Raw genomic sequence first — 19,153 nt, 5'->3', positions numbered from 1 at the left:
GATGGGCTTGGCGCACGCACATAACCATTCGCACTCGCATGATCACGGCGACAGTGATTGCCATGGCCTGCATGATCGCCATGGACACCATCACGCGCCCAAGGATTTTGGCAGCGCCTTTGCCATAGCCGTCACGCTCAACATCATCTTTGTGGTGATAGAGGCGACGTTTGGCTTCCTCTATGGCTCGATGGCGCTGGTTGCGGATGCAGGGCACAACCTCTCGGATGTGCTCGCGCTGCTGCTGGCTTGGGCTGCGAGCATCGCCGCCAAGCGGCCACCGACGGCGCGCTACACCTATGGCTTCAAAAGCTCGACCATCCTCGCCGCACTTGGAAACGCGTTGCTGCTCGCAATCGCCATCGGCGCGATTCTGTTCGAAACATTCCACCGCCTGCTCGATCCCGTAGAGCCAGAGGGTATGGTTATGGTGATCGTCGCTGGCATTGGCGTCGTCATCAACGCCGCCACCGCCATGCTGTTTATGCGCGGTCAGGAAGACCTCAACATCAAGGGCGCTTATCTGCACATGGCCGCCGACGCGCTTGTATCGGTCGGCGTCGTGATCGCAGGGGTTGCGATTGTCTTCACCGGCCTGTGGTGGATCGACCCGCTGGTCAGCTTCGCGATTGTCGCGATGATTGCTTGGGGAACCTGGGGGCTGGCAAAGGATAGTATTGCCATGGGCTTATTGGCGGTGCCGCCAAGCATTGACGAAAGCGCCGTGCGCGCGCATTTGGCGAGCCTCGAAGGGGTAGAAACAGTGCACGATCTGCATATCTGGCCAATGTCGACGACAGAGACGGCTCTGACCGCGCACCTCGTCATGCCCGATGCAGATTGCACAGACGCTTTCTTGCGTGACGTTTCGGACTCGCTTGCAGGGCGATTTGGCATCAACCATTCAACGATTCAGATCGAACGCGGCGCAGTTTCCGGTGCTTGCAAGGGCGGGTGTTGATGGCCGCTCAGCAACCCACACCGGCCACGCCCGAAGCGCGCGAGGCTTTACGCTCCGCCATGGTGAGGCTGGGCGAAGGCGACCGTGCGGCGCTCGAAGAAATCTATGATGCGACACGGGTGAAACTGTTTGGCATTTGCTTGCGTATCTTGGGCGACAGGAAAGAAGCAGAAGACGCCTTGCAGGACGTATACATCAACCTTTGGCAGAGAGCCGACCGGTACGATCCGGAGCGCGCAAGCCCGATTTCGTGGCTGGCGACGTTTGCGCGCAACCGCGCAATCGACCGTCTGCGCACGGGGAAAGTGCGTGGTGGCGCGGTGCCTGTTGAAGAAGCGGCTCCCTTGCCCGATGAAGCCCCGCTGGCCGATAGTCTGCTGATTGATGCCGAGCAGTCGGCGCAAATTCATGTCTGCCTGGGTAAGCTTGACGAGAATGTTCAGGGTCACATCCGTTCCGCCTTCTTCGAAGGCAAAACCTATGCGCAGTTGGCAGAGGCTGCTGACGTGCCGCTAGGTACCATGAAAAGCTGGATCCGCCGCGCGCTGATGAAACTACGCGCCTGTCTTGAAGCGAGTGAGCAATCATGAGCGACAAGAAAGACATCAAGCGGGATGATCCGATGAAGGCCGCGGAATTCTCCCTCGGCTTGCTCGAAGGCGAAGAGCTGATGAGCGCGCGCGGCAAGCTCGCGACCGATGAGGCGTTCGCTGCTCGCAAGGAATGGTGGGACAACTGGTTTGTCCCGCTCTCCGATGAAGTCTCCGGCGCTGAGCCTAGCGCGGGAGTCTGGACGCGGATCAACGCTGAGATTGACGCAAACACAGGCGGTGACGTGGTTTCCGCCCCTGTCGCGGCGAATGCCAATGACAGCGCCGTAGTTGACCTGCAGAGCCGAGTGCGCCGTTGGCAGTGGACCGCTGGTATCACCTCCGCTGCGGCCGCCGTCGCGCTGGCCTTCATCACGTTTGGACCGGGATCAAACCCGACGCCCGGCGCAGTGCCAACACAAATAGCCGCGGCGGACCCGCTGATGGCGACTGTGCCGATTGGCGACACCGGGCTGCGGCTTGATGTGACCTATATGCCCGATACCGAGCGTATGATGGTAACCGCGATTGGTCTGACGCCGGATGGCGTGCATGACCATGAATTGTGGCTCGTTCCGCAAGAAGGTGACGTGCAATCGCTCGGCGTTGTGAAGCCCGGCGAAGTCATCAGCATGGACATCCCAGATAGCGTTGCGCGCAACATCCTCGATGGTGCGGAAGTGAAGCTGACGCGCGAGCCGATTGGCGGGAAGCCTGAAGGCCAGGATGCGGGACCAGTGGTGGCCGAGGGCGCTTTCACCACCGTATGATTGCGGCGCGATTAAGCGTTTAGAACACACTTAAATCTCTAATTTAAAACATTTTTAAAAATAATTGCGGATTTTTCGCATCCTTGTTTTGCAGGCTTGCGTAGCTCCAGCACAAGACCGGGAGGGCTTGTGCAAACGAAGGAGATCCCAATGCCTATCACTGCAAAACTTCCCGCCCGCGCCACCGCGCTCGCTCTCGCCGCTGTTGCAGGCACCGCAACTTTCGCCACCTTTGGCGCCGCGCCAGCTGAAGCGCACAAGCAGCGCCAGCAGGCCAACATTGTCCAGACCGCGATGAGCACCGGCGTGCACAACACTCTGGTCGCTGCCGTCAAAGCAGCAGACCTTGTCGACACGCTGTCGAGCCCCGGTCCGTTCACCGTTTTCGCCCCGACCGACACCGCATTTGCGAAGCTGCCTGATGGCACCGTCGCCAACCTGGTGAAGCCGGAAAGCAAAGCCACGCTGACCAAGATCCTGACCTACCACGCAGTCGCAGGCCGTGTGACCAGCGGTGACCTTGTGAAGCTGATCAAGAAGCACAATGGCGCCGCCACGATCAACACCGTTGCCGGTGAGAAGCTGACCGCGCGTCTTTCGGGCGACAAGATCGTCATCACCGATGCGAAGGGCCGCGCGACCGCTGTCACCACCGCTGACGTGAACACATCCAACGGCGTCGTCCACGTCACCGACGGTGTGTTCCTGCCGTAAGGCTACGCATCATAACCGAGCTTGCGCTGCTCCAACCGTTCCCCCCTCCCATCGGGGCAGCGCTTCACAGGACCCCGTCCGGCCTATCCTCCATGGCCGGGCGGGGTTTCGTGTTTGGGCGACTCAGGCGCTCAGTAAGCGATGATATTGACGACGTAGCCGCGGAATACGAAGCCGACTTCGGCTGATTCTTCGGCGGCCTTTACCGAGTACCGGATTTCGCCCTTTGGACCGAAGCCATAGACCGTGATTTTTGCGCCATAGAAGTCGACCGTCTTGGGCGCACCTGGATATCCCATCACCAGCATCTTGCTCGAGAAGATCTGCGTGCCTGTGAAATTGCTTCCGTCAGTCAGGGTGAAGCGCAACAGCGCAGGATTGTTGGGTGGATCTTTGCGCTTTCGCGGCGATTCCCAGAACACGCCAACACGGCCTGTCGGAAGTTCTGCATCGGGCGCGGCCTCATAGCCGACGGCGATGGTCAGTGGGATAACTGCTTTTTCGTATCCACCCCGAACTTTACCCTTGTCGGTAATGAAGACCGTGTCCGAGCCTGCCGAATTGAAATCGAAGCGGACGGCTTCGTCGAAGGTGCCGTCGCCATCATTGTCGCGCAGGCACGCCGTCGATGAACCCAGCCCGCGATTGCGCATCAGGTCGCAATAGAGCCCCTTCCGCCCAGATGTGCGGTAAAGAATAGTTCCATCAACAAAGGGAAACTTGGGTTTAACAGCCGCTTTGCGCGCAACCTCAGCAATGATTGCGCCCTTGAGAACAACTGCGTCTTTTGGGCGTAGCATAACATCGACAAGCTTCTTGCCGCGTCGCGCCATGACTTCCTCGCCATCGGGCGTCGAGTCAAAGGTCGCCATGTAGTTGGTGGGCTGTTGCTCTTCGTTCTGCGCAGAAAGAGGACCAGCTGCACCCGCTCCAAATAGAGCGGCGCCGATAGCGATTCCGAGAAAGTGGGCTCGCCGAGCTTTCGCTCGCATCAGGCAGCTTCTTCCTTCTTGCTCTTAGCTGAGCCGCCGTGAACGCGGATAGGCTCTTTCTTGCCTTCCACCACTTCGCCGTCGATCACGATTTCCGACACGTCTTCCATGTCCGGAAGATCGAACATCGTATCGAGCAGGATGCCTTCGACGATTGAGCGAAGACCACGCGCACCGGTTTTGCGCTTGATCGCGCGTTCGGCGATGGCGACCAATGCGTCATCGGTGAAGCTCAGCTCAACATCCTCGAGTTCAAACAGCTTGGCATATTGCTTTACCAGAGCGTTCTTCGGCTCCTGAAGGATCGTGACCAGTGCATCGACATCAAGATCGTGCAGGGTCGCGATCACTGGTAGACGGCCGACGAATTCGGGGATCAGGCCGAATTTGAGCAGATCTTCCGGTTCGCTCTTTTCAAGCAGTTCGCCGATTTTACGCTTGTCCGGATCGGCGACATGCGCGCCAAAGCCGATGCTGCGTTTTTGCAAACGGTCGGCGATGATTTTGTCGAGGCCGGCAAAGGCGCCACCGCAGATGAACAGGATGTTGGTCGTGTCGACCTGCAGGAATTCCTGCTGCGGATGCTTGCGGCCACCCTGCGGCGGAACGCTAGCCGTGGTGCCTTCCATCAGCTTGAGCAGCGCCTGCTGCACACCTTCACCCGACACGTCGCGCGTGATCGAGGGGTTTTCGGCTTTGCGGGTGATCTTGTCGATTTCGTCGATGTAGACGATGCCGTGCTGCGCCTTTTCGACGTTGTAGTCGGAGGATTGCAGCAGCTTGAGAATGATGTTCTCAACGTCTTCACCCACATAACCCGCTTCGGTCAGCGTGGTTGCGTCTGCCATTGTGAACGGCACGTCAAAAGTACGCGCCAGCGTCTGGGCGAGCAGCGTCTTACCTGTACCGGTTGGACCAACGAGCAGGATGTTCGACTTCGCCAGTTCGACACCGTCGGTCTTACCGCTGTGTTTCAGGCGCTTGTAGTGGTTGTGAACCGCGACCGAGAGATTCCGCTTGGCGGAGTTCTGGCCGATCACATAATCGTTGAGCGTCGCGAAGATCTCAGACGGCGTGGGTACGTCGCCTTCTTTCTTGCCCGCTATGCCTGCCTTGGTCTCTTCACGGATGATGTCATTGCAAAGCTCAACACACTCATCACAGATGAAAACCGTTGGGCCAGCGATAAGCTTGCGCACCTCGTGCTGAGACTTCCCGCAGAAGCTGCAATACAGAGTGCTCTTGCTGTCTGATCCGCTCAATTTCGTCATTCCTATTTACCCTCGAATCCTCAGGCGTGCAGAGCTGCCGCACCCGCAGGATTCGCCAAGTCTATCTCTCGCAGCCAATGAATCAACCAAAGCCGCGCGAAAATTGCTCCATACAGCGCAGCATTGCGCCGCTGTATGGCCGATAAAGCACACCCGATTGAGGTGCAGTCCCGCTTTGAAGCGGTCTAGTCCAAAAACCTTTCAGAAGGTTGTTCGCCCTTACTCGGGCGCGCCGCCAGAGCCTTCTTCACCATCCGATCCGTCAGCTTCGGGACGGGTCTCGAAAACCTTGTCGACCAGACCGAATTCTTTCGCTTCGTCGGCTTCAAGGAAGGTGTCGCGGTCCATCGCCTTTTCGATCACGCTCAGCTTTTGACCGGTATATTTGACGTAGAGATCGTTCATGCGCTTTTTAATGCGCAGGATCTCTTTCGCCTGAATCTCGATATCCGATGCCATGCCGCGCGCACCGCCAGAAGGCTGGTGGATCATGATGCGGGCATTGGGAAGCGCAACGCGCATGCCCGGTTCACCCGCGGCCAGCAGGAAGCTGCCCATCGATGCGGCCTGGCCCATGCACACGGTTGAAACGCGCGGCTTGATGTATTGCATGGTGTCATGGATCGCCATGCCAGCCGTCACGACGCCGCCCGGCGAGTTGATGTACATCGAAATCGGCTTTGACGGGTTTTCGCTTTCGAGGAAAAGCAGCTGCGCCGTGATCAGCGAAGCCATGCCATCTTCCACCTGGCCGGTGACGAATACGATGCGTTCGCGGAGCAGACGGCTGAAAATATCGAAGCTGCGTTCACCGCGGCTGGTCTGTTCGACCACCACAGGCACCAAGGCGCCGGTCAGCGGGTCGCGGGTGAACTGGCCCTGCGTTCCGTGGGTTTCGCCGTCATTGCCGAACAGATTGATCATCGGGTGTGTCCTCGTCCTTTTGATTGAACGCCTATGTCGGACGCACGCGTCCCAAGTTCAAGGGGATTAACGATCACCTTGGGGAAAGCGCACCACTTGCCGCCGAATTGGTGGATTTCGGTGCGAATACCTCAAAGAAACCCGGCTGCTTCTTGATCTGCTTCACATCGGTCTTGCCGTTGAACAGCAGACGTACAATCGCGTAGCGGCGTACCAGCAACTCATGGATGAAGATGACGGTGCCCGCCGACGCGATGGTCAGGATGGTGAACTCGACCCAATGCGACCACGCCACGCCTTCCAGCACATTGCCGTAGATATACACGAAGCAGTGGTGGAAGAGGTACATCGACAGCGCACAGTCCGCAAACCATGCCGTCCGCGGGCCGCCTTCGTTGAAATAGCGATGGAAGAACTGGAGGATGAACAGCACCAGCGTCCAGATCGCGAGTTGGTTCAGAAACAGGAGTGCAAAGCGCACGGCGAAGGTGCGATCGGGACCTAGATCCACGCCCATCGCCATCGCCGCATCACGCACAAACGGAATGATGTAGCCTTGGTCGGCCATCGGATAAGGCTGGAAGATCAGTGCCGCAGTAGCAGCGTATGGCATCCACCAACGCCACTCGACCAGCGCCGAAAGCAAGCGCGGTGAAAGCGCCGCCATGACGCCAATTACAAAGAACGGGAATTCGCTGACCAGCTTGTACCAGCTCTGGAAGCCAGGGAAGATCAAATCATAGCCGCCCGGCACCATCGCCGCCGCGCTGTAATTGGCGGTGTTCGCAACGCCCAGCATGATCAGCACAAACAGGAACGGTAGGACGCCGGATGTCACCGCGCCGAGCTTGTCGGAGAGCTTAACCGCAAGGCTGCGGATGCCGGAATCCTTGGGCAACACCGCGTGAACCACGGCGGCAAGCACGAACATCGGCAAAAGGCTGACGAGGAACCACAGGTGCAATTGCCAAGTTCCATTGGCCCATATTTCGACAAAGGCGGGGCTGCCTACCCAATCGAAGAACCCGCCTACTCCGCCGGAATCCCTCCAGCGCAGGAATTGTTCGATCATATTGAAACTTAGCGCGATCACGATCAGCGGCACGGCGGTGCGCAAGAAGCGGTTCCAAAGGAAATCACCTACCGTGCGCCGCGTCAGCAGCAGCACCGCAAAAAACCCGCCGACGAAGAAGAAGGTCGGCGTCACGAAAAGGTGGAAGGCGAAAATCAGCCAATCGAAGAAGTCTGCACGGTCTGTATTCCCTGTGATCCAAGGGCGCGAAGGCGCGTAGACAGTGCCCGCATGCAGCGCGACCGAGAGGAACATCAGAACCGAACGCGCACCATCAATGTCGTGATAATGCTTGCGTGGTTTGGTTGCGGCTTCAGTCGTCATGCTCGGTACGTCTCGAATGGGGCTGTCGGGAGCGTCTAATGCTTGCCGGTTAAAGCGAAGTGCACAACCGGGGCGGAAGCGGCGTCCAAAGCTGGAACGCGGACACTTCCAAAGGTTAATTTCGGTTGCTTCATCTGTCTTGCGTGCAGGCCGAAAACAGGCAATCAACCCACTATGCAAAGCAAGTCACTCGTATCGTTTTCGGCGCTCGCTCTTATCTTTGTCATGGGACAATCCGCCCAAGCAAACGAAGAGGCGGGTGAAACGACTCAGTCGCCCACACCACCCCCGGTCGCACCGGTTATTGAAGGATCAGAACGTGCAGCGGCCCGTTACGTTGTTCGCATCAAAAGGTTCGACGACGCGGGTCCTCAACTCAACTCTGTGATTGTTTATTCCCAAACTGCTGGGTTCAAAGCGCGTCAGATGGCTGACACCGGCGTCCTCAAAGGGCGGACCGTTCTCGTCAAAGACAATATCGAAACTGAGGAATGGGCAACCACCGCGGGCAGCCTCGCGCTTCAGTACAACTTCACCAAGCGCGACGCGCCTCTGATCGCCAACCTCCGCGAAAACGGCGGCGTGGTGCTGGGCAAGACCAACCTGTCCGAATGGGCCAATATCCGCAGCGACAACTCCACAAGCGGGTGGAGCGCGGTGGGTGGCCTGACCCGAAACCCGTTCGCCACGGATCGTAACTCTTGCGGATCATCCTCGGGCAGCGGCGCTGCGGTGGCAGCGGGTTTTGCATGGGCGGCGATTGGTACGGAGACGAACGGCTCGATCACCTGCCCCGCCTCGATCAACGGTATCGTCGGGTTCAAGCCGAGCGTCGGTCTGGTCAGCCGCACACATGTGGTGCCGATTTCCTCGACACAAGACACGGCCGGACCGATGACTAAGACGGTAAAGGACGCCGCCATGTTGCTCACCGCGATTGCGGGCGAGGATCCGGCTGATGGAGCCACAGTCAATGTGCCGCGTATCGCCGATTACAGCACGGGGCTGGAAGGCTACTCGCTCGAAGGCGTGCGTATCGGTGTGATGGTCAACCAGCTTGGCAACCGCGATGATGTAAAGACGGTGTTCGGCACCGCGCTCGAAGATTTGGAACGCGCGGGAGCCGTTCTGGTCGATATCGAATTCGAGCCCAACGGCGAGATGTACCGCGACAGTTTCACCGTGCTGATGTTCGAACTGCGCGAGGAAATGGGCAAATACCTGCGCTCGATCCCCGAAATGCAGGGCGCCGACACTCCCCGCAGCCTCGCCAATCTGATCGCTTTCAACAAAGCCAATGCCGACACCGAAATGCGCTGGTTCGGGCAGGAACTGTTCGAATTAGCCGAAGAGACGACCGACCGTGAAGCCTATGAAAAGGCGCGTGAAAACGCGGTTCGGATCGCGGGTAAGGAAACGCTCGACACACTGCTCGCTGATAACAATGTGCAATTTCTCGTCGCCCCGACACGCGGGCCGACATGGGTGAGCGATCTCGTGAATGGCGACAATTTCAACGGATCGATCGGCTTCGGTTCACCCGCCGCCATCGCGGGATACCCGCACCTCACCGTGCCTATGGGTCATGTCGAGGGATTGCCCGTCGGCATCAGTTTCTTTGGAGCCAAGTGGGAGGACCACGCCGTCCTAAAACTGGGTCACGCATATGAAAAGGCGCGGACAGCCAAGCTGCCCACGCCTTCATTCAAACCCTGGAAACCGGCGGAGGACTGAGCCGTCCGCCGGACCGGTTGATCACTTCTTCTTGGCCGGTGCCTTCTTAGCAGCCGGTTTCTTGGCGGCTGGCTTCTTGGCCGGAGCTTTCTTCGCTGCGGTCTTGGCCGGAGCCTTCTTGGCTGGAGCCTTTTTCGCAGCAGGCTTCTTCTCGGCTGTGTCGGCCTTCTTTGCAGGGGCCTTCTTTGCTGCCGGCTTCTTCGCTGGCGCCTTTTTCGCCGCTGCCTTCTTGGCCGGAGCTTTCTTCTTCGGAGCCGCTTTCGCCTTTTCGACTTCAGCGTCTTCGTCGGCTTCGATGGCTGCCTGCAGTTCTTCGGCAGTCACTTCACGCTCGGTCACGTCAGCCTTGTCGAACAGGAAGTCGACGACCTTGTCTTCGTAAAGCGGCGCGCGCAGCTGGGCTGCGGCCATCGGATCCTGCTGAATATACTGAGTGAAACGCTCGCGATCTTCTTCGCGATATTGCGCTGCGGCCTGCTGGATCAGCATCGCCATTTCTTGACCAGTGACTTCGACGCCATTGGCCTGACCAATTTCCGAAAGCAGCAGGCCAAGGCGCACGCGGCGCTCGGCAATTGCCTCGTAATCGGCTTTTTCGTCTTCGATCTGCTTCAGAGCCGCTTCGGCATCTTCTTCCTTGGCAGCTTCCTGCTGCAGCTGGTTCCAGATTTGCTCAAACTCGGCTTCGACCATCTTCGAAGGTACTTCAAAATCATGGCCAGCAGCCAGCTGGTCGAGCAGCTGTCGCTTCATCTGCGTGCGGGTCAGACCAGCAGTCTGCTGTTCGAGCTGGCCGCGCATGATGTCCTGAAGCTTCTCGAGGCTGTCGAGGCCGAGGTTCTTCGCAAAGTCATCGTCGATCTTGGTGTCAGTTTCGACCTTCACCTGCTTCACGGTGATGTCAAAAGTCGCTTCCTTACCGGCAAGATGCTCGGCCTGATACTCAGCCGGGAAAGTGACAGTTATGGTCTTCTCATCACCGGTCTTCGTGCCGACAAGCTGCTCTTCAAAACCAGGGATAAAGGTGCCCGAACCGATCACTAGCGCCGCGTCTTCCGCTGCGCCGCCTTCGAACGGCTCACCATCCAGTTTGCCGAGGAAGTCGATGATCAGCTGGTCGCCGTCAGCCGCTTTCTTGGTCTTGGCAGCATCCTTGTAGCTCTTGTTCTGGCCAGCAATGCCCTGAAGCGCTTCTTCAATCGCTTCGTCGGAAACAGGAACCATCAGCTTTTCAAGCTTGAGACCGTCAGTGCTCGGCGCTTCGATTTCAGGGAGCACTTCCAGCTCGACCTGAAGAACAGCGTCTTTGCCTTCTTCGTAGTCAGGGTTCAGAGCAACCGCTGGTTGCATAGCCGGACGAAGTTCCTCGTCCTTCATCACCTGATCAACCGAATCGCGGATCGCTTCGTTCACGGTCTGCTCGTGAATCTGATCGCCGTGCATCTTCTTCACGAGATTCGCAGGAACTTTGCCCGGGCGGAAACCCGGCATTTTCACCTGCGGTGCAATCTTCTTGATTTCGCCTTCGATCTTGGCCGCGATTTCATCCGCGGTGATCGTGATTTCGTAGGCGCGCTTGAGGCCTTCGCTGGCGGTCTGCTTGGTCTGCATGGGTGCTTTCTGGAGCCTTTTATTCAATCGTTTAGTCCGGACACTGGGGCGGAGCATTGGTGCGGGCGAAGGGACTCGAACCCCCACATCTTACGATACTGGTACCTAAAACCAGCGCGTCTACCAATTCCGCCACGCCCGCATGCCCGAACGAAGCCGCGCGGGAAACCGCTAGGCTCCCGCGCGCATCTGGGCAGGCCTCTAATGCGGCTTTTGCGAAAGGGCAAGCTTAGGCTTTGCATGAACGGCGATATCCGCTTGTTTCGCAGAGCCAGCGGATTTAAGGGCGCTGCCCATGAGCGAAGAAAACACCACACCGTCCGCAAACGACGTCCCGCCCGATCACCTCGCCGTGAACCCGCGCAGCCCGCATTTTGATGGAGAAGCGCTGCAACGCGGTGTCGGCATCCGTTTTAGAGGGCGTGAGCGCACCGATATCGAGGAATATTCGATCTCTGAAGGCTGGGTTAAGGTTCAGGCTGGCAAGACCGTTGACCGCAAGGGGCAGCCGCTGCTGCTTAAGCTGAGCGGCGAAGTCGAAGCCTGGTACGAAGATCTGGGCGAAGAGCCGCCGGTCGCGAAAAAGGGCTGAAACGCCGGAATTGGGGGGAATATGCAGGCTTGGGTAAGATTGACCGCTTTGGCTCTTGTCGCGGCGATTGGTGCCCCCCTCGCAGCGCAAGAAACCGACGCCCAGGCTGAATACGCCAAAGCGATTGCTGCATACAATTCCAAAGACTTCCAGACTGCGGCCCCGATCCTGATTGATCTTTGTGAAAAGGGTTATGTCCAAACCTGCGCGGTGGCCGGTAAATTGGTCGCGAGCGGCATGGGTCTTGAGCAAGACGTGTCCAAAGCGCTGAGGCTCTTCACAATCGGCTGCTCGGGAAAGATCGTCGACAATTGCCGCGACGCGGCCATGGTTCATGAACAGGCCGCTCCGCCGATCCGCAACCAGGAAAAGGCTGCCGGTTTTGAACTGAAGGCCTGCGATCTGGGCGATATGCGCTCCTGCCAGAAACTCGGCCATCGCTACACCACCGGTGTCGGAGCCGAAAAGGACCGTGAAACCGCCTTTTACCTCGCGAACAAAGCCTGCGAAGGCGATGACGGTGAAGGCTGCGCGGATATGGGGCGGCTGTACCTTCCCTTCCCCCGCAATCAGGAAAAAGGGCCGCAATACGACCCTGCCAAAGCGGCAGAGTACTATCGCAAGGCCTGTGACTTGAAGAGCGGGCGCGGGTGCTCGCTCCTTGCAGACAAACACGAAACCGGTGTCGGGGTCACAAAGGACCTCGAAAAGGCTCTTGAGCTCTACAAACTCGCGCTGACTTACAATCCCGAGCAATGGGTTCAAAACAGCACCAAAGGCGCGATCCGGCGGCTTGAGGAAGCCGAGGCCAACTAGCCCGCGCAATAGGGCGCTTGCCAAAGCCACGCACAACCGCCACTTGCGGGGGCAATCATGGAACTGCCCGAAAAACCTCAAGTGATCATCATTGGCCGACCCAATGTCGGCAAGTCGACGCTGTTCAACCGGCTCGTCGGCAAGAAGCTCGCGCTGGTCGATGATCAGCCGGGCGTGACGCGTGACCGCCGTATGGGCGACGCAGAGATCGCTGGCCTGCGCTTCACTATTGTCGACACTGCGGGTTGGGAGGACGAGCACGAGCTCACGTTGCCAGGCCGGATGCGCAAGCAGACCGAAGCCAGTCTTGAAGGAGCAGACGCTGCTTTGTTCGTGGTCGATGCGCGTGCGGGCCTCACACCGCTCGATGAAGAGATCGCCCGCTATCTTCGCGAGCATGATGTGCCGATCGTGCTTGTCGCCAACAAAGCAGAGGGCAAAGCTGGAGAATCGGGTGTTCTCGAATCTTACGCGCTCGGATTTGGCGAGCCCGCCGCGATTTCCGCCGAACATGGCGAAGGGGTCGCGGACCTGTTTCAGGGGCTGTGGCCGATTATCGGCGACAAGGTTGAGGCTTACGAAGCCGCGCAGCAGGCTGCGGCCGAATTGGAAGAGGATGAAGACGCGCCGCTCGGCCCGCTCAAACTCGCCATTGTCGGCCGTCCCAATGCGGGCAAATCAACTCTGATAAACCGTCTGCTGGGCGAGGATCGTCTGCTGACCGGTCCCGAGGCTGGGATCACGCGCGATCTCGATCGCGATTGACTGGAATTGGGAAGACCCGAAGACGGGCGAGAGCCGCGAGATCCGGCTGATCGACACGGCTGGTATGCGCAAAAAGCGCAATGTGACCGAAAAGCTCGAGAAGCTCTCTGTAGCCGACGCGCGCCGCGCGGTGGATTTTGCCGAGGTCGTGGTGCTGCTTCTCGATGCAACGCTGGGCCTAGAGCATCAAGACCTGAAGATCGCCAGCCTCGCGCTCGAAGAAGGGCGCGCGCTGATGATTGCGATCAACAAGTGGGATGTGGCCGAAAATCCCTCGGGCCTGTTCAACGGTATCCGCGCCGCGCTTGATGATGGCTTGGCGCAGGTGCGCGGCGTGCCGTTGTTCGCGGTTTCGGCCAAGACAGGCAAAGGCCTCGACACGATGCTGGGCGCTGCGTTTGACCTGCGCGAAAGCTGGTCCAAGCGCGTGCCCACCGCCGCGCTCAACCGTTGGTTCGACGATGCGATGGAGGCCAACCCTCCCCCTGCCCCCGGTGGCCGCCGGATCAAGCTGCGCTACATCACGCAGGCAGGCACACGTCCGCCGCGCTTTGTCATTTTCGGCACGCGGCTCGATGATCTGCCCAAGAGTTACGAACGCTATCTGGTCAATGGCATCCGCGCCAAGCTCGGCTTTGAGGCTGTGCCGGTGCGCGTAACGCTGAAATCGCCAAAGAACCCGTACAACGCCAACAGAGGCGGCGGCGGCAATTACAGCGGCGGAAGCGGCGACAAGGCATGATGCTGGACATCCTGGCGAGCGGCATTGCGACAGAATTGCTCGAACGCACCGCCGATACCCCGCGCGTGCTCCGCGCCGTTCAACTTAGCCTCGCACCAGCATTTTTGTTGGTGGGCATCGGCTCAATCATGAATGTCATGATGCAGCGCCTGATATGGATTGCGGGGCAGAATCGAACGGCTGTGCGTCAATTCGGAATCGAAAGACCCCGTCTTCATCAGCCGTCTTCCGTTTGAGGTGGAAGTGGATTGGCTTACCCGGAGACGGCGGCTGATGCGCATCGCCATCAAGTTTGAAACCGCCGCCGCTGTTGTCATCAGCCTTGTGATCGCTCTGCTCTTTATTTCGGCCTATGTCGAAACACGCATGGGTTCTGTCGTAGCGGCGCTATGGGTGCTGACGGTCGGTCTACTCATCACGGGGTTGATCGTTTTCTTCCGTGAGACCTTGCTCGCAGCTGACAGCCCCGACCAGAAAGACGCGACATAGAAGCAGGGCGGCTAACCTCTCGGCGCCGCCCTTTCTCCAATTTTCCAGGTCGCTAAGGCTTAGCCTTCGCCGACAGCTTTGCTGTTTAGCTGGACGTAGTTCTCGAGCCCCATGCGTTCGATCATGTCGAATTGGGTTTCAAGGAAGTCGACATGCTCTTCCTCGTTGTCGAGGATCATGGCGAACAGATCGCGGCTCACATAGTCGCGCACGCTTTCACAATATTCGACCGCATCGCGCAGCAGCGGGATGGCATCTTCTTCAAGCGCCATATCGGCCTTGAGGATCTCCAAGACCGTCTCGCCCACGCGCAAATTGTGGATCGCCTGAAAGTTGGGCAGGCCGTTTAGGAACAGGACGCGCGCCGCAAGTTTGTCGGCGTGCTCCATTTCCTCGATCGATTCCTTGCGCTCATATTCGGCAAGCTTGGTCACGCCCCAATCGTCGAGCACGCGATAGTGCAACCAATACTGGTTGATCGCGGTCAGCTCGTTGGTGAGCGCCTTGTTCAGAAATTCTATGACTTTCGGATCGCCCTTCATGGCGGTGGTTCCCTTGCTGTAAAATGCGTTTGCGCCAGATCAAAGCAATGGCGCCTTCAGCACCCTAAATAGAGGCTGGACACTTGCCTGCGCAAGGGGGTGGGGAAAATATTTTCGTTTAAAATCAGAGTTTTGAGAAGCGTTCGCAGTTGCGACTATGCAGCTTATAATGCGACTTTCTCGCAAGAAAACGCCGCACCAGACAAAGCCCGTTCCTGATCGAGAATTTCGCCAGCCTTTGTAAGACATTGCCCGCAATTGGGCCGTTTGCCGAGCGTTGCGTAGGTTGCCTCTGCATCGCCGCCAGACGTCAATGCCGCCTTACGAAGGTCCGTTTCCCGGATCGCGTTGCAGATACAAATGTACATGGCGCTTTCGAATCACTCCTGCGAAGCGTTTGCAAAAGCAATATATGCGAGTAATTCTCAATAACAAGTCAAAACGCATAACTTTGATGCCGCGCGGGACGGCTACCTGCGGTTCGCGAACAGCTTGCCATAGGTCAGGCAGCGCCACAGCCATTCAAGCGGGCCGTATTTGAACCGGTCGAGCCATGGTTTCGACCATGCCAGCATCACCACCCAGGCCAGCACCACCACGAGATAAAGCTGCGGACGGTTCAATTCGCCAAACAGCCCCAGCGCCCAACCGTGGAACACGAACAGCATCACAATCGATGTACCAAGATAGTTGGTGAAGGCAGCGCGCCCGGCTGCCCTTACGCGCTCTGCCAACCACCCTTTCCATTGGGGTGAGTAGGCCACCATCAACGCCGCTATACCAAGAGCCATGGGTAACCGCGGCAATGCACTCCAACCCATCAAGGCTGCTGTCGCGGTGTAGAATGCGAAACCGCCAGACTTCACAAACAGCCCAATGCCAAGACTAGCGAGTCCTCCTCCTATCAGGCCAATCCACCCCCACATTATCATCTTCGATCGTGAGAAGGCCCCGCTGAAGAAACCGAAGCGGTAGAGCGCGATTCCCAGCAGCATAAGCGGCAGCGTTTCCATCGAGAAGAACGTCGCGTTCGCGACCGGCATATACCACTCTTTGGTCAGACGTTTCTCAACGAGGCCGACATAGTCACCGGACTGCTTCAGCGCGGTGGTCTCTGCGTCATCAGCCAGCGTTTCTTCTATCCCTGCGCTCAATTCGGCGCGCGTCTCGGCGAAATCGGGCATATCGCCTACAGAGGTCTCAGCCACCATGTAAGGGAAGGACATCATCGCAGCGAAAAGCAGTGCGCCCACAATGTAGCCAATCAATCCGACATAGAACTGCGTCTTCGCGCTCCATCGCAGACACCACAACGCAACAAAGCCAAGCAAAGCGTAGAAGAACAGAATATCGCCGATCCAGATAAAGAAGAAATGGATCAGGCCGAACATTCCAAGCAACGCCAATCTTCGCGCTTGAAGCCAGCGAGTGCTGCCCCGCGCCCATGCACGCTCCATAAACAGATACATGCCTGCACCGAACAATATGGTGAAAAGCGCGCGCATCTTGCCGTCGATCAGTACGAACTGTGAGATCCACAGCCATCCGCCCGGATCTGCAACCGGAACGAGAAATGCGTCGGGAAAGATATAGGCGTTAAACGGCTGCCCGAATGCGACAATGTTTGCCGCAAGAATGCCCATCACCGCTATGCCGCGGATGAAGTCGAGGCTTTCGATCCGCTCTGCCGAGCTGGTTGGTGCAGAAACAGCAGACGCTGTAGCTGGCGCGTCGAGATTCTGAGTGCTCATGGCCTGATCCCCCGGTCCTAGATGTGGGGAAGCTAACAGCCGCGTTCAAAATGGGAAGTGGCAGGCGGCTAACGGGACTTGAGCGTCTACGAACGGCGATTGGCGAACATTTTGCCATAGGTCAGGCACCGCCACAGCCATTCAAGCGGGCCATAACGGAAACGATCAAGCCAAGGCTTCGACCAAACGAGCATCAAAGCGCAGCCCACAAGCATTACACCGTAAAGTTGGGGCCGGTTGAGCGCGCCGAACAGCCCCAGCGCCCAGCCATGAAACACAAACAGCATCACGAACGACGTGCCGATGTAATTGCTAAACGCGGCCCTTCCCGCCGCACGCACACGGATGGCGAGCCAGCCTGCCCAGCTTCCGGAATAAGCGACCATCAAAGCAGCCAGCCCAAACACGGTGAATAGACGCGGGATATCCGCCGCACCGAATTCGACAACATAGGCTGGATAAAGCGCGAAATCGGTCGACCGAACCCACAGCGACAAGGGCAATTGAAGAGCTATGCCCGCAATTAAGCTGGCCCAGCCGATCCGCTTGAGGCGCCCTGCGAACAGCCCCCCGTGGAAGAATCCCATCCGGTAGAGGCCCATCCCGATCAGCATCAAGCCACCGGTCTCGAGAAAGCTGGAACTGACCAGTTTGAACGGGCCGGAATAGTCGCTCTGGATCAGCGTGATTACAAACTCGCCATAGCTGCTTTCCAGCATCATTCGCGTCTGCTCAGCATCCGCCTCGGACAGCCATTGCGCATTGGAAATCGCAATCGAGGGATCACCAGCGGTCAGATAATGATTCGCGGCGAATTCGATCGACCAGTAGAGGCTCGCAACGGTGATGCTGAGTAGCCCCAGAATGATCTGGTTCGGTGGCGGCAATTCGCGGAAGAAAAGCGCCAAGAAGCCGCACACGGCATACATGAACAGTATGTCGCCGTCCCACAGCAAGAAATAATGCAACAGACCGAACAGGCCGAGCCATGCGAGCCGCCGGTAGAGCACGCCCATCCCGCAGTCGGGCATCTCGGCGATGCGTTCGGCAAAGATCGCCAATCCTGCCCCAAACAGCAGCGTAAAGAGCCCGCGCATCTTGCCGTCGATCAGCAATTGCTGGGTCAACCAAAGCCAGTCGTCAGGGTCGCCGGGCGGCACCAGAAACGAGCTCGGGAACAAAACCGCATTGTGCGGCTGCCCGAATGCGATGATGTTTGCGGCCAGAATGCCCATCACCGCGATCCCGCGAATGAAATCGAGACTTTCTACACGTTCACTGGCAGCGACAGGCGCAAGGCTCTCGCCCTGCCATGCCAATAAATCTTCAGTTTCGGTTGACTGTTCGGTCCCCACCTGACGCTTTTAGCAGCATTGGCAGGGAGCAAAAGCGCTTAAGGCGCTTTCACAAGACAGGCCTGTCCCTGTGCCTTCAGCGATTTGCAGGCGGCATCGGCTTCGGCACGGCTGGTGAAGCCTATTGCCATCAGACGGGTAACCTTGCCTGCTGGAACTAGCTCTTTGCTGGTTCCCGAAAGCGCGCTGTAGCGGGAAAGCTTCGCCCAAAGACGGTTCGCATTCGAGCGAACGCCGAAGGCGCCGAGTTGAACCTTCCACTTGCCGCTGCGCGCAGCGGGACTTTGAACTTCATTGCGAACCGGCGGTTTCGGTGAAGCGCTCTGACGCACAATAGGGCGCGATTGCTGTTGGAACGGCGCCTGTGCGATGGCCGCAGGGGCTGGCTCATTCACTTTCAGAGCGGGAGCCGGTGTCTGTGCGACTATGACCGGCGTGGGCGCTGGCAGACGTGCCGGAGCTGCAGCCCCAGCCGGTCCGCGCTGGACCAGATCAACCGCAGCCAACTCAGCAGCGCGTCGCTTGCCCGCCTCTGCTTCCAGCTGACGGGCAAGCAATTGTGCCTGCTGACGCTGTTCCATCGGAATAAACTGATCCATCTGCGACAGTGCCGGTTTGGCTTGTGGCAGGCCGGCTGATTGCGCGAGAGTTAGAAACGCATAGGCTCGCGCCCAGTCTTTTTGGGCGTAGTCACCGTTGAAGTGCGACAGGCCCATGACGTATTGCGCGCGCGGATCGCCGCGCTCGGCAGCGTCTTTGATAAGCGGCATAGCCTCTGACTGTTGCCCCTGCTGAAACAGCAGAAGGCCATAATTGTCCGCGGCCTTCACATGGCCTTTCTGCGCGGCCTCTGCATAAAGCTCGCGAGCGCGAGTGATGTCTGCAGGTACACCGCGTCCCAGACGATAAGCCTGAGCGAGGTTAAACAGCGCATCAGCATCGCCAGCTTGGGCAGGCGCCTGCCATTCGCTGACGGCGCGGGTAAAGTCACCTTTGCTCCACGCATCAACGCCGGTCTTTACATCGGCAGCGAGTGGAGCGCTTGAGAGCGCCAACAGCGCTGCGCCTGATGCAGACGCCAAACGGATCGCGGATTTCACGCGGGCGAATTGGGTGCGGGCCATCAACATAGAAGCAG

General features: G+C 58.4%; 18 protein-coding genes, 1 tRNA gene and 1 pseudogene. 9 read left to right on the top strand and 11 right to left on the bottom strand.

Annotation, left to right across the window (positions count from 1 at the left end):
• Window position 1: 1 nt before the first annotated feature.
• The 4 genes from AC0V6K_RS10040 to AC0V6K_RS10025 all read left to right on the top strand — a co-directional run bounded on the left by AC0V6K_RS10040 (window position 2) and on the right by AC0V6K_RS10025 (window position 3,035).
• A complete protein-coding gene (locus AC0V6K_RS10040; protein ID WP_472626108.1) occupies window positions 2–961 on the top strand; it encodes a cation diffusion facilitator family transporter in 960 nt (319 codons plus the stop codon).
• A complete protein-coding gene (locus AC0V6K_RS10035) occupies window positions 961–1,551 on the top strand; it encodes a sigma-70 family RNA polymerase sigma factor (protein ID WP_472621816.1) in 591 nt (196 codons plus the stop codon). The genes AC0V6K_RS10040 and AC0V6K_RS10035 overlap by 1 nt, the downstream gene beginning before the upstream one ends.
• Complete coding sequence (locus AC0V6K_RS10030) at window positions 1,548–2,321, top strand: anti-sigma factor (protein WP_472621814.1); 774 nt, start codon at window positions 1,548–1,550, stop codon at window positions 2,319–2,321. The genes AC0V6K_RS10035 and AC0V6K_RS10030 overlap by 4 nt, the downstream gene beginning before the upstream one ends.
• A gap of 150 nt (window positions 2,322–2,471) precedes the next feature.
• Window positions 2,472–3,035 carry a fasciclin domain-containing protein gene (locus AC0V6K_RS10025; protein ID WP_472621812.1) on the top strand — a complete coding sequence of 188 codons (564 nt, stop codon included), beginning with the start codon at window positions 2,472–2,474 and terminating at the stop codon, window positions 3,033–3,035.
• Window positions 3,036–3,166: 131 nt separating this feature from the next.
• Here AC0V6K_RS10025 and AC0V6K_RS10020 read toward each other — a convergent pair whose 3' ends face one another.
• The 4 genes from AC0V6K_RS10020 to AC0V6K_RS10005 form a co-directional block, all read right to left on the bottom strand.
• Complete coding sequence (locus tag AC0V6K_RS10020) at window positions 3,167–4,027, bottom strand: hypothetical protein (RefSeq protein WP_472621810.1); 861 nt, start codon at window positions 4,025–4,027, stop codon at window positions 3,167–3,169.
• Entirely contained in the window at window positions 4,027–5,298 is a 1,272-nt protein-coding gene (clpX, locus tag AC0V6K_RS10015) for an ATP-dependent Clp protease ATP-binding subunit ClpX (RefSeq protein ID WP_472621808.1), read from the bottom strand. The genes AC0V6K_RS10020 and clpX overlap by 1 nt, the downstream gene beginning before the upstream one ends.
• A 219-nt stretch (window positions 5,299–5,517) precedes the next feature.
• A complete protein-coding gene (locus AC0V6K_RS10010; RefSeq protein WP_472621806.1) occupies window positions 5,518–6,222 on the bottom strand; it encodes an ATP-dependent Clp protease proteolytic subunit in 705 nt (234 codons plus the stop codon).
• Window positions 6,223–6,295: 73 nt separating this feature from the next.
• Window positions 6,296–7,618, bottom strand: a complete 1,323-nt coding sequence (locus AC0V6K_RS10005) for an acyltransferase family protein (RefSeq protein ID WP_472621804.1) — start codon at window positions 7,616–7,618, stop codon at window positions 6,296–6,298.
• A 174-nt stretch (window positions 7,619–7,792) separates the two neighbouring features.
• On the opposite strand from AC0V6K_RS10005, the gene AC0V6K_RS10000 reads away from it, so the two are divergent.
• On the top strand, window positions 7,793–9,352 hold the full coding sequence (locus AC0V6K_RS10000; RefSeq protein ID WP_472621802.1) for an amidase: 1,560 nt from the start codon (window positions 7,793–7,795) through the stop codon (window positions 9,350–9,352).
• A 21-nt stretch (window positions 9,353–9,373) separates the two neighbouring features.
• Here AC0V6K_RS10000 and tig read toward each other — a convergent pair whose 3' ends face one another.
• Both tig and AC0V6K_RS09990 read right to left on the bottom strand, forming a co-directional pair.
• Complete coding sequence (tig, locus tag AC0V6K_RS09995) at window positions 9,374–10,963, bottom strand: trigger factor (protein ID WP_472621800.1); 1,590 nt, start codon at window positions 10,961–10,963, stop codon at window positions 9,374–9,376.
• 57 nt (window positions 10,964–11,020) lie between these two features.
• Window positions 11,021–11,105: transfer RNA gene (locus tag AC0V6K_RS09990), tRNA-Leu, on the bottom strand.
• Between the two features lie 153 nt (window positions 11,106–11,258).
• On the opposite strand from AC0V6K_RS09990, the gene AC0V6K_RS09985 reads away from it, so the two are divergent.
• The 4 genes and pseudogenes from AC0V6K_RS09985 to AC0V6K_RS09970 all read left to right on the top strand — a co-directional run bounded on the left by AC0V6K_RS09985 (window position 11,259) and on the right by AC0V6K_RS09970 (window position 14,367).
• A complete protein-coding gene (locus AC0V6K_RS09985) occupies window positions 11,259–11,555 on the top strand; it encodes a DUF3297 family protein (RefSeq protein WP_472621798.1) in 297 nt (98 codons plus the stop codon).
• Window positions 11,556–11,576: 21 nt separating this feature from the next.
• A complete protein-coding gene (locus AC0V6K_RS09980; RefSeq protein ID WP_472621796.1) occupies window positions 11,577–12,371 on the top strand; it encodes a tetratricopeptide repeat protein in 795 nt (264 codons plus the stop codon).
• A gap of 57 nt (window positions 12,372–12,428) precedes the next feature.
• Window positions 12,429–13,878, top strand: a pseudogene (gene der, locus AC0V6K_RS09975) (ribosome biogenesis GTPase Der).
• 159 nt (window positions 13,879–14,037) lie between these two features.
• Entirely contained in the window at window positions 14,038–14,367 is a 330-nt protein-coding gene (locus tag AC0V6K_RS09970) for a DUF2721 domain-containing protein (protein WP_472621794.1), read from the top strand.
• 59 nt (window positions 14,368–14,426) lie between these two features.
• Here AC0V6K_RS09970 and bfr read toward each other — a convergent pair whose 3' ends face one another.
• From bfr to AC0V6K_RS09945, 5 genes are all read right to left on the bottom strand, one after another.
• Window positions 14,427–14,909 carry a bacterioferritin gene (bfr, locus tag AC0V6K_RS09965; RefSeq protein ID WP_472621792.1) on the bottom strand — a complete coding sequence of 161 codons (483 nt, stop codon included), beginning with the start codon at window positions 14,907–14,909 and terminating at the stop codon, window positions 14,427–14,429.
• 164 nt (window positions 14,910–15,073) lie between these two features.
• Window positions 15,074–15,277 (bottom strand): (2Fe-2S)-binding protein, encoded by a 204-nt coding sequence (locus tag AC0V6K_RS09960; RefSeq protein ID WP_472621790.1) that lies wholly within the window; start codon window positions 15,275–15,277, stop codon window positions 15,074–15,076.
• A gap of 102 nt (window positions 15,278–15,379) precedes the next feature.
• Window positions 15,380–16,660, bottom strand: coding sequence for a DUF418 domain-containing protein (locus AC0V6K_RS09955; protein ID WP_472621788.1), 1,281 nt, complete (start codon window positions 16,658–16,660; stop codon window positions 15,380–15,382).
• 86 nt (window positions 16,661–16,746) lie between these two features.
• Window positions 16,747–18,015, bottom strand: a complete 1,269-nt coding sequence (locus tag AC0V6K_RS09950; protein ID WP_472621786.1) for a DUF418 domain-containing protein — start codon at window positions 18,013–18,015, stop codon at window positions 16,747–16,749.
• Window positions 18,016–18,053: 38 nt separating this feature from the next.
• Complete coding sequence (locus AC0V6K_RS09945; RefSeq protein ID WP_472621784.1) at window positions 18,054–19,139, bottom strand: SPOR domain-containing protein; 1,086 nt, start codon at window positions 19,137–19,139, stop codon at window positions 18,054–18,056.
• Window positions 19,140–19,153: the final 14 nt, after the last annotated feature.

The sequence above is a fragment of the Erythrobacter sp. S43 genome (assembly GCF_057364955.1).
This window is presented reverse-complemented; position numbering and strand designations above follow the sequence as displayed.

What these genes read in the sequence shown, in the direction of transcription:
- AC0V6K_RS10000 (WP_472621802.1), top strand. Translation starts at nt 7,793, where the DNA reads ATGCAAAGCAAGTCACTCGTATCGTTTTCGGCGCTCGCTCTTATCTTT.
- AC0V6K_RS10005 (WP_472621804.1), bottom strand. Translation starts at nt 7,618, where the DNA reads ATGACGACTGAAGCCGCAACCAAACCACGCAAGCATTATCACGACATT.
- bfr (WP_472621792.1), bottom strand. Translation starts at nt 14,909, where the DNA reads ATGAAGGGCGATCCGAAAGTCATAGAATTTCTGAACAAGGCGCTCACC.
- AC0V6K_RS09955 (WP_472621788.1), bottom strand. Translation starts at nt 16,660, where the DNA reads ATGAGCACTCAGAATCTCGACGCGCCAGCTACAGCGTCTGCTGTTTCT.
- AC0V6K_RS10035 (WP_472621816.1), top strand. Translation starts at nt 961, where the DNA reads ATGGCCGCTCAGCAACCCACACCGGCCACGCCCGAAGCGCGCGAGGCT.
- AC0V6K_RS10010 (WP_472621806.1), bottom strand. Translation starts at nt 6,222, where the DNA reads ATGATCAATCTGTTCGGCAATGACGGCGAAACCCACGGAACGCAGGGC.
- tig (WP_472621800.1), bottom strand. Translation starts at nt 10,963, where the DNA reads ATGCAGACCAAGCAGACCGCCAGCGAAGGCCTCAAGCGCGCCTACGAA.
- AC0V6K_RS10030 (WP_472621814.1), top strand. Translation starts at nt 1,548, where the DNA reads ATGAGCGACAAGAAAGACATCAAGCGGGATGATCCGATGAAGGCCGCG.
- AC0V6K_RS10040 (WP_472626108.1), top strand. Translation starts at nt 2, where the DNA reads ATGGGCTTGGCGCACGCACATAACCATTCGCACTCGCATGATCACGGC.
- AC0V6K_RS09960 (WP_472621790.1), bottom strand. Translation starts at nt 15,277, where the DNA reads ATGTACATTTGTATCTGCAACGCGATCCGGGAAACGGACCTTCGTAAG.
- AC0V6K_RS10025 (WP_472621812.1), top strand. Translation starts at nt 2,472, where the DNA reads ATGCCTATCACTGCAAAACTTCCCGCCCGCGCCACCGCGCTCGCTCTC.
- AC0V6K_RS09985 (WP_472621798.1), top strand. Translation starts at nt 11,259, where the DNA reads ATGAGCGAAGAAAACACCACACCGTCCGCAAACGACGTCCCGCCCGAT.
- AC0V6K_RS09945 (WP_472621784.1), bottom strand. Translation starts at nt 19,139, where the DNA reads ATGGCCCGCACCCAATTCGCCCGCGTGAAATCCGCGATCCGTTTGGCG.
- AC0V6K_RS10020 (WP_472621810.1), bottom strand. Translation starts at nt 4,027, where the DNA reads ATGCGAGCGAAAGCTCGGCGAGCCCACTTTCTCGGAATCGCTATCGGC.
- AC0V6K_RS09980 (WP_472621796.1), top strand. Translation starts at nt 11,577, where the DNA reads ATGCAGGCTTGGGTAAGATTGACCGCTTTGGCTCTTGTCGCGGCGATT.
- clpX (WP_472621808.1), bottom strand. Translation starts at nt 5,298, where the DNA reads ATGACGAAATTGAGCGGATCAGACAGCAAGAGCACTCTGTATTGCAGC.